The following is a 14,177-nucleotide window of genomic DNA, read 5'->3' on the forward strand; positions in this document are numbered from 1 at the left end:
GAGATGTCGAGACTGCTGATCAAGCCGAAGCACGGCACCGGGCGCGTCACGCACGTCACGCCTGAATCCGCCGGCTGGACTTATGTCGGTTTCGACCTGCACAAGCTGGAACCCGGCGATACCTTCGGCGACTGGACGGCCGACCGCGAAACCTGCCTGGTGCTGGTTTCGGGAAAGGCGCATGTGCGGGTCGGCGAGGACGATCTCGGCATGCTCGGCGAGCGCATGTCGCCCTTCGAAGGCAAGCCCTGGTCGGTCTATGTGCCGGCTGGCGGCGACTGGTCGGTCAGGGCCGACACGAATGTCGAGCTCGCCGTCTGCACGGCTCCCGGCCTCGGCGGAAACCTGCCGGTACGGGTGATCGGTCCCGACGACGTCAAGCAGGAAACGCGCGGCAAGGGCACCAACACACGCTACGTCACCAACATTCTGCCCGAAGGCGATCCGGCGGATTCGCTGTTGGTGGTCGAGGTCATCACACCAGGCGGCCACACCTCGAGCTATCCGCCGCACAAGCACGACGAGGACAATCTCCCCGCTGAATCACTGCTGGAGGAGACCTATTACCATCGGCTCAACCCGCCGCAGGGTTTTGCCTTCCAGCGCGTCTACACCGAGTTCAACGATGCCGGGCATCGCGAGATCGACGAGGCGATGGCAGTGGAGGATGGTGACGTGACGCTGGTGCCCAAGGGCTATCACCCTTGCGCTGCCTGCCACGGCTACGACCTTTATTATCTCAATGTCATGGCGGGGCCGAAGCGGACCTGGAAGTTCCACAACGCCAAAGAGCACGAGTGGCTTCTGAAGGCCTGAGGCGTCAGAAAGCCCAATATATTCCAGGAGCGAGGACGAAACGATGGCACGCAACAGGCCAACGGTCGCGGATCTGCGCGCGTTGAAAGGCAAGAGGCAACTGTCGAAGCTGCGGGTGACGTCGCTGGAGGAGGCGGAGGCGGCCGAGCGCGCCGGCATCGACCTGTTGTCCGTCACCTATGCGCTGATGCTCGACCCGCGCTTCCGCGATGCGGCCCCAACATGTTTTGCCGTGCCCGGCGACGAGTACGGCATGATGGGGGCGACATCAGACGAGATCCTGCGCACGGCGGTGAAGCTCAAGGCGGCGAGCGCCGATGCGGTCTACTGCTCGGCGAGCGACCGGACCATCCGCCGGCTGGCGGACGAACATATCCCGGTCTGCGGCCATGTCGGGCTGATCCCGACGCATTCGACCTGGACGGGCGGCTTCAAGGCGGTCGGCAAGACGGCAGAAACGGCCGAGCTCGTCTGGCGGCAGGTCAAGGCGCTGGAGCAGGCGGGCGCTTTTGCAGCCGAGATCGAGGTGGTGCCGGCCGAAGTGGCGAGCGCGATCTCCAGGCGCAGCTCGCTGGTGCTGATCTCGATGGGCGCCGGTGCGGGCTGCGATGCGCAATACCTGTTTGCAGAGGACGTGCTCGGGCTCAATCGCGGCCATTATCCGCGCCACGCCAAGGTGTATCGCAACCTCGCGGCTGAGTATGACCGCATCCAGCAGGAGCGGATTGCGGCGTTCAAAGAATATGCCGGCGACATTGCCAGCGGCGCCTATCCGGCGGCGAACCATATGGTCGGCATCGACGCCGGAGAGATGCGCAAGTTCGAGGATTTTCTGAGCGGGCAGGCCTAGGCCTGCCCGCTCCGGAAGGCGGTTCGCATATCGGCGTCTAAAGCGCCGTACTCAGAACGCGCGTCACCGACTTCCGATCCGGATTGAGCATGATGTAGCTCGGCCGGCTTTCAAGTTTCAGCCGCTTGAGCATGATCCTGGTCTTGGCCAGCAGCGTGTCGTCGCGCGAGGCGGCTTCAAGCTTGTGCTCCAATGCTTCCAACGTTTCGATGGCGTTCTCGATGCGGTCGAGTGCTGCGAGGCTCTTGGCGAGCGAGAATTCGGCGCCGGCGAAATCGGGTGAGAGTGACAGCACCTTGCGGAAGGCTTCCGCCGCTTCGATGTGCCGGGACAGCGCCTGCAGCTCCATGCCAAGCCTGAGCCAGGCCTTGGCCGATGTCGGCACCGAATTGGCGAGCGTCTGGTAGTGGACCAACGCCTCGCGGTGTTCGCCCTTGGCCGACAAAAGCTGGCCGATGCCGTATAGCGCGCGGGGATGAGTGGCGTCGGTGGCGAGGATCTGGCGGTACCCGTTTTCCGCCCGTTCCAGCTGCCCCTGCTGATGCAAACGCGTGACCTCGGCGAAGATGCCGTTGAGCGACCGGGTATCGAGGCGATCACCGTTGTTGCGTCCGCTCTTTGTGTAGATCTGGGCGCAGTTGATCTTGCTCTCGGTCACACCGAAGGCGAATTTGTAGGGCTCGTCGCCGCGCAAGAAATCATAGGTGGTGAGGCCGTTCTCGATCGCCAGCTTGATGCAGTGGCCGTGCAGTATCAGGCCGGTGGGGACGGAGGTGACGGCCTCGTCTCGGCCGGCCATGAAAAACAGCAACGCCTTCTTGACCGGATCGACGAAGATGGCGAGCCCACCCAGCGGCCGGTCGCCCTGCCACAGGACCGGCAGGTAAAGCGTGCCGTTTCGGAAACTGTCCCGTAGCACGCGGCGATTGTTGTGCAGGATGGCGGCGAGCCGGTCGCCCTTGCGGGCGCCCCATTTTATCCGCCAAAGGTCGAGCAGCGTGTCGATGTCGCGCTCATAGGTGTCGGCATCGGCGCGGGTGATGCGCAGTTCCCCCGCATCGACCTTGCGCAGGAAGCGCCGCAGCTTCTGCCTGGTGTTCGTGCTGAGCACATTGTCGAGATAGCCGTCGAATGTGTCGGGCAAGGCGGCCGCGAAGCAGCGGCAGTTGTCGACATTGTCGGCGGCATTGACGCGGCTGAACTCGCGCATGGCAAAGATGTCGCGCGAGAACTGGCCGATGAAGGCAAAGACGCGCTCGCGCGACATGCGCAGGTTTTCGAGATTGAGCCGCGCCCAGCCCATCTGGGCAACGTGGCGGCCGAAGGCCTTCAACGCCATTTCGGCATGGACGGGATCACAGATGGCGCCGGTGTAGTCGGCGGCATTGTTGCCGGCCATGCTGATCTCGTTGAAGAATAGTCCGGTCTTGCCGCTCATGCGGGTGCGCATGCGCAACGGCATGAGCGCGACATAGGGCGATCCCGGATTGCCGAGGCGAGCGGCAAGCACGAACCAGGCGCCCTTGTAGAAACGCATGTAGGGCACCAGCCAAGCCCAGGAGACGAAGAACTGCGCCTCCGGATCGGCCTTGTACAGGCGCTCCCAGTCCTGCCGCATCTTGGCCAGCGTTTCAACATCGGTAATGACGTCGACCTGCATCTATGTCCCCCTCGATGACATGGTTTCCCCTTCGCTCAACGTTCCATGAAGGCGCGCGACATGCTGTCGGCAATCGGCTTGGTCAGATAGCGGAAGAAGGTCCGCTCCTCGGTCTGGACCAGCACCTCGGCGGGCATGCCGGGCGTCGGCGAGAAGCCATGGACGCGCGAGATCTGGTCCGCCGACAGGCTGACGCGAGCGACATAGACTTCGCGTGCGACGGGACCCGACGTGTCCGGCAGCGCGTCGGCGGAGACGTAGATCACCTCGCCTTCGAGCACCGGCGTGGTGCGCCGGTTAAGCGCGGTAAGCTGTACCGTTGCCTTCTGGCCGACACGGACACTGTCAATGTCGGTACGGGAGATCAGCGTCTCGATGACGAGCGGCACGTCCGACGGCAGGATCTCGACGATCGGCTTGCCGCTTTCGATGACGCCGCCTGATGTGTGGTAATACATGCGCACGATGGTGCCGGCGACCGGGGCGTTGATCGTCACGCGGCTGAGGATGCTCTTGGCCTGGCGAAGCTGCTCGCGGATCGTATCGAGGTCACCCTCCAGGTTCTGCAACTGCTCGAGTGCAGCCTGCTTGTAGGCTTCTTCTGCCTGTTTGATTTGCTGGTCGAGCTTGATGACCTCGGCGCCGATCTCGGAAACCTGAGCGGCAAGGCGGCCGATCTGCCCCTCGGCATCGGCCATGGCGCGCTGGATCGCCTTGATTTCAGTAGCCCGGAGCAGACCCTTGTCGAGCAACTTCTTCTTGCCTGCATATTCTTCCTGCATGAGCGTCAATTGTCGACGCACGGCAGCCAGTTGTTCGTCGTAGCCGCCCGATCGATAGACATAGGCGGCAATGTTCTGCTTCAGCAGGCCGATCTCGCTTTGCAACTTGCTGCGTGCGGCGTCAAAGGTCAGTTGCTGACCGTCTACGATCGGCTTGATCTCGGGGTCATCGAGGTTGTCGGTGACGCTCTTTGGAAACGAGATGTTCGCCGCTCCACTGATCTCGGCATTCAGCCGCGCGGCGATGGCATCGAGGCGAACCTGACGCAGGAAGAGCTGACGCTCGCTGGCTTCGGCTGCTGTTTCATCGAGGCGGACGAGAGGCTGATCGTAGGTGACGACGTCACCTTCGCTAACCAGCAGTTCCTTGATGATGCCGCCTTCCAGATGCTGCACGATCTTGTTCTGGCCGGCGGCGACGAACGAACCCTGGGCGATGATGGCGGCAGCGAGCGGAGCCGTGAGAGCCCAGGTGCCGAAGCCGCCAAAAGTGAGCGCTATGAGCAGGAGGCCGATCTTTGTCTGCTTGCCGATCGAGCGCGGTACGTCGGCGTACCATTCGAGGTCATGGACCTTGACGATTGCCGTATCGCTCATGACTTTGTCCCCTTACGGAATCTGATGGCCGAACGAGCCGCCCTCGATGCTCAACCCGCGCTGGGCAAGTGCCTGGAGCACGTCCTGTCGCTTGCCGAACAGGGCCACCGTGCCGTTGACCAGCAACAGAATCTTGTCGACGCTCTGCAGAAGTGCCGGACGCTGCGTGATGGTGATGACGGTGATCTTGTTGTCCTTGGCGTGCTGCAGTGCACGGGCAAGTGCCACGTCGCCGGCGGCGTCGAGGTTCGAGTTTGGCTCGTCCAGCACGACCATGCGCGGGTTGCCGAAGAAGGCGCGGGCGAGCGCGATACGCTGCTTCTGGCCGCCGGAAAGCGGTGCGCCGTCGGCTGCGACGAAGGTCTCGTAGCCATGCGGCAAGGTGGCGATCATCTCATGCACGTCGGCGAGCATGGCCGCCTGGTAGATATCGGCGTCGCTGGCATCCTCGCGCATGCGGGCAATGTTGGCCTTGATCGTGGCAGGGAACAGCTGAACGTCCTGCGGCAGATAGCCGATGTTCTCGCCGAATTGGCGCTGGTCCCAGTTGCGCAGGTCCATCAGGTCGAGGCGCACATTACCCGAAGTCGGCAAGATCGAGCCGACAAGCATCTTGCCGAGCGTGGTCTTGCCTGCGCCCGAATTGCCGATGATCGCAAGGGAGTCGCCCGGGGCCAGGGCAAAGGTGATGCCGTTGAGCACGACCCGCTTGGTGCCCTGGGGCACGAACAGCAGGCGTTCGACGTCGAGGCGGCCTTCCGGCCGCGGCAGGTTCAGCCGTTCGAAATTGAGCGGCGAGGTCTGCAGCAGGCTGGCGATGCGGCCATAGGCGGCGCGCGATTGTACGACCTGGTTCCAGCCTTCGATGGCACCCTCGATAGGGCCGAGAGCGCGGCCGGCGATGATCGACGCGGCGATGACCATGCCGCCGCTGAGATGGCCATCCAGGGCGAGATGCGCACCCCAGCCGAGCATTGCGACTTGCGTCAGCAACCGCACTGCCTTGGATGTTGCGGCGAAGGCGATGTTGCGGTCCTGTGCGAGGACTTGCGCCCTGAGCGAGCCGGCCGTGTCCTTGCCCCAGATGCGCACGGCTTCCGGGATCATGGCGAGCGCGTTGATGATCTGCGAATTCCGCGACATCGAGTCGAGATGCAGGTTGGCCTTGCTCTGGAACGAATTGGCTTCGCTGAAGGAGGCAGCCGTCGAGCGCTGGTTGATGATGGTGATAACGAGCAGCAGCAACGCCGATGTGACGACGATGAAGCCGAGATGCGGATGAACAAGAAACACGGCAAGCACGAACAATGGGGCAAGTGGGGCATCCAGCAGGGACAGCAAGGTGCCCGAAACGAGGAATGAGCGCAGTTGTCCGAGGTCGCTGAGCGTCTGGTATTCACGACCGTTGCTGTGCAGCGCGGCGCGCGCCGCGGCACTCAGGATCGGTGCGCCGAGTTGTGCGGCCACCTCGACGGCGGTCCGCATCAGGATGAAACGACGGATCGCGTCGAACATCGCCTGAAGGATCACGGCGCCGACGATCACGATCGTCAGCATGACCAGAGTGTCAACCGAACGGCTGGTCAGCACGCGATCGGATATCTGGAACAGATAGAGCGGGATTGCGAGCACGAGCACGTTGCTGGCCAGCGTGAACAACATGACGATCAGCAGGTTGCGCTTGACGACGTTGAGGCCGCTCTTCAGCGAGGCAGAGAAGTCGATCGGGCCAAGGCGCTTGTGGAAGACGCCGCCGCCGCCGCCACCGCCACCGCCGCCGCCACCGCCGCTGTCGATGTCGCCGCCGTTCGGGCCTTTGGCTTCAGGCAGTTTTTCCTTCGGCTTGATCGGGCCGTTGTCGGCGTCGATCACCTTGCCAACCGGCATCGAGGTGTCCTTCATCTCGGTCTTGGCTGGTCCCTGCGGCTCGCTTACGCGCATCTCGGGGCGAGGGGCAGCCGATGCCGTCGTGGCGGCCGGCTTCGGCGCCTCGACGGGCGCTGGCCTGGCCTGAGGCGCCTCGGCATCGGGCTGGGGCGCGGCAATGGGTTCCTCCGGAGCCGCACGCTGAGCCTGTTGCGGCGGCGTGCCGGGCGCTGTTTCGGCGGGGGCAGACGCTGGGGGGCGTTGAGCCGTAGCGCTCCGCTCCGGAGGTATGATCGAGGGCTCTGATGGCCTATGGGATGGCTGGTGCGCGGTTGCCGGCCTGGGGCTCGGCTGCGCGGATTGAGGAGCCTGCGCCGGCTTGGAGCTTGCCTGCTGAGATGGCGCAGCGGGCGCCGCGTTGGGAGCAGCCTGCGGAGACTGCGGCGCTGGCACCTGGGCCTTCGGCACCGGACGTTCTGAGGGAGGCGCAGGTTCAACCGGGGCGGCCTTGGCGTCCAGCTTGTCGCCGGCAGCGGCGTGCAAATCGTCGACAACCTTGTTGATGTAGCGTTCCAGCCTGTCGAGTGCTTGCTCCTGGGGAGCTACTGCACTCGACAACCGCGCCTGAGGCAAGGGCTTGGGCTCCGATGTCCGCAGAACTGCCGGCGAACTGTCCTGGTTGTCGCCTTCATCAGGCAAACTATGAAAACCACTCCAGCCTTCACGGTCGTCAGTCATCTTGTGCCCCTCTCATTCTGCTCAGCCCAGCATGTGCTGCATGACGTCGGCCGATCCGGAATCGGCGGCTTGCGGTGCGATGTTGGTGCCTTGAGAAGCGTCGCCGGTGTCGTCGCCATTGCTGTCATCGAGGAAAGCCACGGCTTCGTTGACGAGTGTGTCCGGATCCTGCCCGCCCAGATCCGGCTCGCTCGACACGAGGTTGGCCTGAATCAGGATCTCGTCGGAGTAGCTGTCGCCGCCGACATAGATCTTGGACGCACCATCTACGTCGACGATGGTGGCATCGTTGACCAACTGGTTGCCGCCGGTGGTGATCGTCCATTCCGCATCGGGATTGGCGACCATCTCGTTCATGGCAAGCGCTACCTGGTCGCTGTCGCCCACCACGGTCGTCTGCTTGATGTATTGCAGATTGTATATGTCGCCCGAGATGTAGAGTACGCGCAGCACGCCGATGCCTGCGAAGGCGGCGTCCTGAAGAATGGACGTCGGCAGTTCCTTGTTGCCGGCAGCGAGATCAGCCGAGGCGGTGTCATACCCATCCGGCAGCGGCTCGCAGGTGCCTGCACCGACATTGACGATGCTCGCCTGGTTCCACAGCAGGTTTCCGCCCGTCGAGGCGGAACCTTCGCCAGTCGTCTCGAAGCCGTCGACGGCACCGATCATGTCGTTGTCGATCAGCAAGTTGAGCTGGTGAATGATGCTGGCGTCGTAGACGTTGCCACCAACTATGATGAGGTCGTAGTAGCTGCCGAGTTCGTACAGGCTGAGGCCATTGAAGGCGGTGTTGTCGCCGGTCGAAACGACCGACTGTACACCGGACGAGGAAGCGATGATGACGTCATTGTCCATGACGAATGCGTATTGCTCGATCCAATTCATCATGAGCAGGTCGCCCGAAATTTCGGTGACCACGTAGTAGGCCGGGAAACTGGGCGGCGCGTCGGGAGTCGCGTCGGCTTCTCCTGCCGAAGGATCGATGTGCTTGAACATCGCGATGTTGAAGCTCTGGTTGTCGCCACCAGGATCAAACGGCCAACCGCCGACCGCAGAGCCGACGCTGTCGACATCGCATGTGCCGTTGATCTGCACGATGGCGTTCAACGAGATGTGGTCGCCAATCACGGCCATGACCTCTGCCGAGACCCATTCGTTGACCACGACAGCGTTGTTGATGACTGTGTTGCCGCCGGCCGTTATCTCGACGCTCGGGTTCACCGTGCCGTCGCCCCAGCCGTCCATGAATTCGCTGGAGTCTGGGGGCGTATCTGTGTCTAGCGGGCCGTCAGGGCCGCCTTCGTCCTCATCTTCGTTGTCGTCCTTGAGGAAATTGACATAGTCTTCCATGTCGGGGACGTCGGCTTCATCGACAAGCTGGCCATTAAAGTAGGTGCCTTCGAGTGCGTCGCCCTTTGTGGTGAAAACATCCGCGTTGCCATGACCATCGCCACTGAAGCCGGTAAGCCGCGCCTGGGCGGTGGTCACGAAGGTGGCCATTTCTTCGGTCGTGCCTGGAAGCGTCAGGTCGTCGATCGGCGACAGGTCGGCCGCAGCCTGTTGCAACTCGTCGAGCGAACTGTTGTCCAGTGCCGCCGGGGTGAATTTCAACCCGCTGCCGCCAAAGCCGACATAATCGTTGTCGGACAGCCGGATTTCCTGATTGACGATAGCGGCCAAATCGCCGGGCGGCTCAATCTGAGGCAGGACGACACCGCCCGATCCGACCGTAGTGCCATCGGGAATGCGCGTGAAATTGTGAAGGAACGGTCCGTCGGGAATCTCTATGTCCGGAGGGGTGAAGGCAACCTTCGACCAGACGGTGACCTGCTCGATCTCGGGCCTCAGCCCCAGATACGGTATGTGAGGATCGAAGTCCTTGAGGGTATGGGAGGCATCGACCTTGATGGCGACAGTCTGCGGGTCCGGAAGCTCTTCTTCGGCCTGTTGGCTCGCCTTGAACCCGTCATAGGCCTGCTTCTGTCGCGCTTCCTCGACGTTTGTCTCGAACAGCCCGACGAAATGGGCGATCGCTTCAGAAACCTTGTCCAAGTAAACGGAATTCATCTGCCTAGCCTCCGCCCTTTGCGAACGGAACAGCAGTGCCTAGGCGCTGCCGCCGGTCACGTTTGAAGACTGCGCGGAAAACTCCGCGCAGTCCGTTTCGTTTGGCTGTTGGTCGCAAATCATTCGACCGGCGCCAGGCGATCAGGCGTTGTCGTCTTCGCCTGTCAGCGTCTCGGTGAAGTTGCCGCCGACAACGGTCATGTCGACCGTATTGCCTTGCAGGTTGGCACCCATCACGATCTGCTGGTTGAAGGCGCTGGTGTCAATGATGGCGTCGGCGCTGGCGAAGCTTTCACCAGTGACATAGCCGTCGTCGGAATTGCCGGAGCCCCAGTTGCCGCCCGCGCCACCTGCGCCACCGGCTCCACCAGTTGCTGCGCCGACCGTGCCGCCGCCGCCGCCGCCGCCAGCCCAGGCTGCGCCGCCAGTCGCATTGCCGCCAGTACCGTCAGCCCAGGCACCGCTCAGCGCGTTGCCGCCGTCGCCGTCGCCATAGGCCCATGCGCCACCGCTGGTGCTTGCGCCACCTGTTGCTGCGCCTGCGGTCGCCGAACCACCGGTCCCTGCGCCGCCACCGCCGCCGCCGCCGCCATTGCCTTCACCGGAGCCTTCGCCATAGCCTGCGCCGAAGCCGGCACCGAAGCCTGCGCTGAGTGCATCGCCGGTATCGCCCTTGGCGTCGCCGCCATTGGCGTTGGCGTCGCCACTGTCGGCGTCTGCCTTGCCGGAATCGGCGTCGCCGCCGCGGCCGGTGTCGGAGTTGGCGTTGCCGCCGTCTCCCTTGGCGTCGCCGCCTTCACCGAAGTTCAGGACCGGGATGATCGGCACGAATGCGTCGATGCCGTCGCCAGCGTCGCCCTTGGCGTCGCCGCCTTCGGTATCGTCGATGTCGCCACCGCTACCTGCGTCTGCCTTGCCGGAATCGGCATTGGCGTCGCCGCTGTCGGCCTTGGCGTTGCCGCCGTCACCCTTGGCATCGCCCGAGTCAGCTTCGCTCGCGCCGACGCCAAGTCCAGCACCCAGGCCGAGACCGAGACCGAGACCGAGGCCGGTACCACCGTCGCCACCCCTGCCGCCGTCGCCCTTGCCGCCGTCAGCGTCGGTGTCGGCGCTGCCGCCCTTGCTGTCGCCGCTGTCGGCCTTGGTGTCACCCTTGGCGTCGCCGCCCAAGGCTGCGCTGAGCGCCAGGCCACCTTCGCCCTTGCCGCCATCGGCTTCGCCGCCCTTGGCGTTGCCACCGTCGCCGCCGTCGGCTTCGCCGCCCTTGGCATCGCCGCCGCCGCCGCCGCCGCCGTCGGCATTGATGCCTTCTTCAGCGGATGCGTGGCCGCCCTTGGCGTCGAAGTCTTGCTTGAAGTAGCCGTCGTTCTTGACGGTCGCTTCTTCAAGCTTGTCGTTGTCGACCATGTCGGCGGTCTGGGTGATGACGAATGCGTTGCTGTTGGCGCCCATCGCGCCGGTCAAGACGTCCTTGAAGCTGATATCGTCGCCCGGATTGTAGTTGACGTCGCCGTCCTTGCTGAAGAGCACGTCGCCCTTAACGTTGCCGTCGATGTCGGCGAAATCATTGTCTTCCTTGTAGTCGCCGAGACGGCCGTCGAGCTCGACATCAACGTCGACGTCTACCTCGACCTTGGTCTCGTTCTTGTTCTCGTTGGTGTTCTCGTTCTTGGATTCGTTCTTGTTCTCGTTTTCGTTCTTGTTCTCGGACTCGTTCTTGTTTTCGTTCTCGTTCTTGGATTCGTTCTCGTTTTCGTTCTTGGATTCGTTCTCGTTCTTATTCTCGGACTCGTTTTCGTTCTTGTTCTCGTTGTCGGACTCGTTTTCGTTCTTGTTTTCGTTTTCGTTCTTGTTTTCGTTCTCGCTGTCGCCGCCCAAATCAATGTCGTTGCCGACGAATTGCAGGCCAAACGCGTTGAGATTGTTGCTGTTACGATCAGACATCGTCTTGTCCTCGGTTGGGACCGCGATCACTTGACCGTTTTCATCTCTAACACGGTCTCGGGTTCACGCGGACGGTTGAGTTTTCGATGGAGAAACGAAGGGTTGCCTGGCTTAGGGGACTGATAGCCGGGTGCCCTGAACTCATTCTGGTCGGTGGAAACCCTCCCCTTGCTGGCGGGGTGGGAGACTTGGATTCTCACAATGTCGTGAACGCAAGGCCGCTACAGCTGGCCCAAATCGCGACTTATTGCGGATTCTCAAGCACCCACGCCCATGTTGCTTGAACCAACAAAGTCTGTGGCCGTGACCCCGAAATTGTAAGCTGACAGTTCGCGCTAGGCTGTTTGGGCGGGCGGCCCAAGAACTCGCGATAGCGATCTAGCCTTTGCAGCCGAGAATCGGCGGGAAATATTTGAGCTATTGCAATCACTGTACAATTACGTGTCGTCGATCTGGGAAACGGCCAAGTTCCGGCTGCTTGTTGCGGATGAAAAAACGCAGCGTTGATCGCTCGATCGGGCAGGTCAGCTTAGGCCGAAGGGCTAGCTCGCGCGGCGGTCCAATTGACCGGATGGGCTACATCAGCGCCCTCGATAGCTCAACTTGGATATACCGAACCGTTAACAAGACGTATATGCTATTAACTAATGCTCCCCTTAGGCGGCAATGGGGGAAGAAATAGCTTTGTGAACATTGGGTGGGAGACCTCATGTACCGAGTGGCTATTCCCAGCGCACGCCGCGCTAACGGAGCAGATGGCTCCGCACAGAAGACCTGCAAGACGTTGCTGATCGTCGCTCCGGCCGATTTCGTGTCGGAGAGCCTGATTTTCGCAATCGAACGCGAATTTCACTGGATCACTGTCGAGCAGGTGCCGACGCTTGCCGATGCGTGCGTCGGCTTCGAGGCTCCGGTTTCGCTGATCCTGGTCGAAGCCAAGCAACTGCCGCAGGTCGCTGCCCAGTCCGAACGGCTGGCGCTTCTGCACCCCTCGGCACAGGTCATGCTGATCCAGGAAGACGGCAGGCAGGAGGTTTCGATCCGTGATGTCGTCACGGCACGGAACGTTCGTGGTGTTCTGCCGATGAACCTGAAGCTTGACGTCTGGCTGTCGGTGGTGCGCCTGGTGTTGCGCGGCGGCGAGTATTTCCCGCTGTCCTTGTTCGAGCCGATCGTCGAACGACGCCGCGCCGGAGTGCTCGGACCGATCGCCAATCTTGAAGCCCCGTCACCGAAGGCGCCCGTCGCGCAGGACGGCGAAACCGACGATTTCGACGAACTCACGGAGCGCGAGCTGCAGATCCTGGCGATGGTTGCACGCGGCCTGCAGAACAAGCTGATCGCCGCGGCGCTCGGGCTGTCCGAGCATACGGTGAAGATCCACCTGCACAACATCATCACCAAGCTTGGCGCGCACAATCGCACCGAGGCGGCGGCGGTCTATCACAAGCGGCGCGACAGCGGCGGCGATCGTCGCGTCAGCAGCGATGGCGTCGTGCCGCACGCTCAGCATACCTTGTCATGAGCGTGCGATGCCGCGTTTCCAGGACGTGCTGCTTACCGTTGGCCAGCTGAACTACACCTGGACCAACACCGAAAGCCTGCTCATCTATCTGATCGCCGGTCTTGCCAAGGTCGACAAGGAAACGGCGATCATCATCTTCCTCACTCTTAATACGACGCGTGCGCGCCTTGATCTCGTTGAGCGCCTCGCAAAGATGGCGAAGACACCGCAGGCCTGCCGCGACGCCGTGCTGTCGGTGGCCGACCAACTGACCCACCAGGGCAAGCTGCGCAACAAATACAGCCACTGCATCTATTCTTTCGACGAGACCGGCACGCGCGCCAGCACCCAGCTGATGCGCATCTTCGACAGCAAGGACAGCGTCCGCTACGGCAAGAACGAGGAGCTGGACGACAACGAGATGCATCGCATCTCGGCCTCGATCGAGGCGATCAGGGACATCAACCGGCAGATCTGGAAGATCGTCGAGGAAAATCAGTTCCCGCACTGAGCGGGCTGGGCATCCTCAAACGCCGATCCGCGTCCACCTTCCGCTTTCCGACTGCGACTGCCGCGCAAAGTAGCGGTAGGGCGTGCTTTTCCAGTTCCTGATGGCGCCGGTGCGGTTGTCCAGGATGAGGTCGCCGCTGTCGGTGCGGACCGTCAGCACCGTGTGTCCGGTGCCGCCATAGGTGGCGACGGTCAACAGAAGCGTGGATGCCGGCCAGCCGAGCTTGCGCAACTCGTTCTTCTTGAGAATGGCGATGTCCTCGCAGTCGCCCACCGATGTCGGCAGCCGCCAGTCGTCGTCACGTCCTGTCGTGGCGATGTCCTCGCGCTGCCGGATGCGCTGGTTGACCGAGGCATTGACCCGCTTGAGGTCGTTCATGCGCGCCTCGGTCAGCGCCATCACCTTGGTCTTGCCGGCGGTGCTGCATAGTCCCGGTTGTCTAGTGCAAAAGGTATTTGCTGCCGGCGGGGCAAAGGCATAGCCGACCGTACTCATGCTTGATCCGGAGGTGGCGGACTTGCTGCAGCCAGCCGAAAGCAAGGCGAACGCAACGAGCGCCGCGAACTTGTGCATGTGCTGTTCCCCTCTCAATGGGTACTAGCAGACAGCATATTAGAGCTAGATAAATCAACCCATGCGGGCGGCCTTTGCACCGATTTCAAAAGGTTGTATGCTTAACAAAGTGTTTCCGATGATCGGAACGCGTGATCATAGCGCCAGTTTGGGGACGGGCGCGTTTTTTCCCTCAGGAGGAAGAAATGACGACGTACCCAACCTGCGTGCGCAGGATTCACACGATTCTGCTGGTTTCCTCGGCTCTTGCGGCGGTCAGTTTTGTTTTC

The 14,177-nt window shown here is 62.3% G+C and carries 10 protein-coding genes; 4 read left to right on the forward strand and 6 right to left on the reverse strand.

Annotated features, from left to right (window positions below):
• Positions 1-3: 3 nt before the first annotated feature.
• Both iolB and IG197_RS21675 read left to right on the forward strand, forming a co-directional pair.
• Positions 4-816, forward strand: coding sequence for a 5-deoxy-glucuronate isomerase (gene iolB / locus IG197_RS21670; protein ID WP_154386433.1), 813 nt, complete (start codon positions 4-6; stop codon positions 814-816).
• A 43-nt stretch (positions 817-859) separates the two neighbouring features.
• Positions 860-1,666, forward strand: a complete 807-nt coding sequence (locus IG197_RS21675; protein WP_192314932.1) for a 3-methyl-2-oxobutanoate hydroxymethyltransferase — start codon at positions 860-862, stop codon at positions 1,664-1,666.
• Positions 1,667-1,703: 37 nt separating this feature from the next.
• Here the strand turns inward: IG197_RS21675 and IG197_RS21680 are convergent, their stop codons facing one another.
• From IG197_RS21680 to IG197_RS21700, 5 genes are all read right to left on the reverse strand, one after another.
• On the reverse strand, positions 1,704-3,326 hold the full coding sequence (locus IG197_RS21680) for a GNAT family N-acetyltransferase (protein WP_192314934.1): 1,623 nt from the start codon (positions 3,324-3,326) through the stop codon (positions 1,704-1,706).
• A gap of 35 nt (positions 3,327-3,361) precedes the next feature.
• Complete coding sequence (locus tag IG197_RS21685) at positions 3,362-4,705, reverse strand: HlyD family type I secretion periplasmic adaptor subunit (RefSeq protein ID WP_192314936.1); 1,344 nt, start codon at positions 4,703-4,705, stop codon at positions 3,362-3,364.
• Between the two features lie 12 nt (positions 4,706-4,717).
• Complete coding sequence (locus IG197_RS21690; protein ID WP_192314938.1) at positions 4,718-7,309, reverse strand: type I secretion system permease/ATPase; 2,592 nt, start codon at positions 7,307-7,309, stop codon at positions 4,718-4,720.
• A gap of 21 nt (positions 7,310-7,330) precedes the next feature.
• Positions 7,331-9,376 carry a type I secretion protein gene (locus IG197_RS21695; RefSeq protein WP_192314940.1) on the reverse strand — a complete coding sequence of 682 codons (2,046 nt, stop codon included), beginning with the start codon at positions 9,374-9,376 and terminating at the stop codon, positions 7,331-7,333.
• Positions 9,377-9,517: 141 nt separating this feature from the next.
• Positions 9,518-11,320 (reverse strand): hypothetical protein, encoded by a 1,803-nt coding sequence (locus IG197_RS21700; RefSeq protein ID WP_192314942.1) that lies wholly within the window; start codon positions 11,318-11,320, stop codon positions 9,518-9,520.
• A 709-nt stretch (positions 11,321-12,029) separates the two neighbouring features.
• Here IG197_RS21700 and IG197_RS21705 point away from each other — a divergent pair.
• Both IG197_RS21705 and IG197_RS21710 read left to right on the forward strand, forming a co-directional pair.
• Complete coding sequence (locus tag IG197_RS21705; RefSeq protein ID WP_192314944.1) at positions 12,030-12,845, forward strand: response regulator transcription factor; 816 nt, start codon at positions 12,030-12,032, stop codon at positions 12,843-12,845.
• A 7-nt stretch (positions 12,846-12,852) separates the two neighbouring features.
• On the forward strand, positions 12,853-13,335 hold the full coding sequence (locus IG197_RS21710) for a hypothetical protein (RefSeq protein WP_067958723.1): 483 nt from the start codon (positions 12,853-12,855) through the stop codon (positions 13,333-13,335).
• A 15-nt stretch (positions 13,336-13,350) separates the two neighbouring features.
• Here IG197_RS21710 and IG197_RS21715 read toward each other — a convergent pair whose 3' ends face one another.
• A complete protein-coding gene (locus IG197_RS21715) occupies positions 13,351-13,908 on the reverse strand; it encodes a transglutaminase-like cysteine peptidase (RefSeq protein WP_192314945.1) in 558 nt (185 codons plus the stop codon).
• Positions 13,909-14,177: the final 269 nt, after the last annotated feature.

The sequence above is a fragment of the Aminobacter sp. SR38 genome (assembly GCF_014843375.1).
Taxonomy (GTDB): domain Bacteria; phylum Pseudomonadota; class Alphaproteobacteria; order Rhizobiales; family Rhizobiaceae; genus Aminobacter; species Aminobacter ciceronei.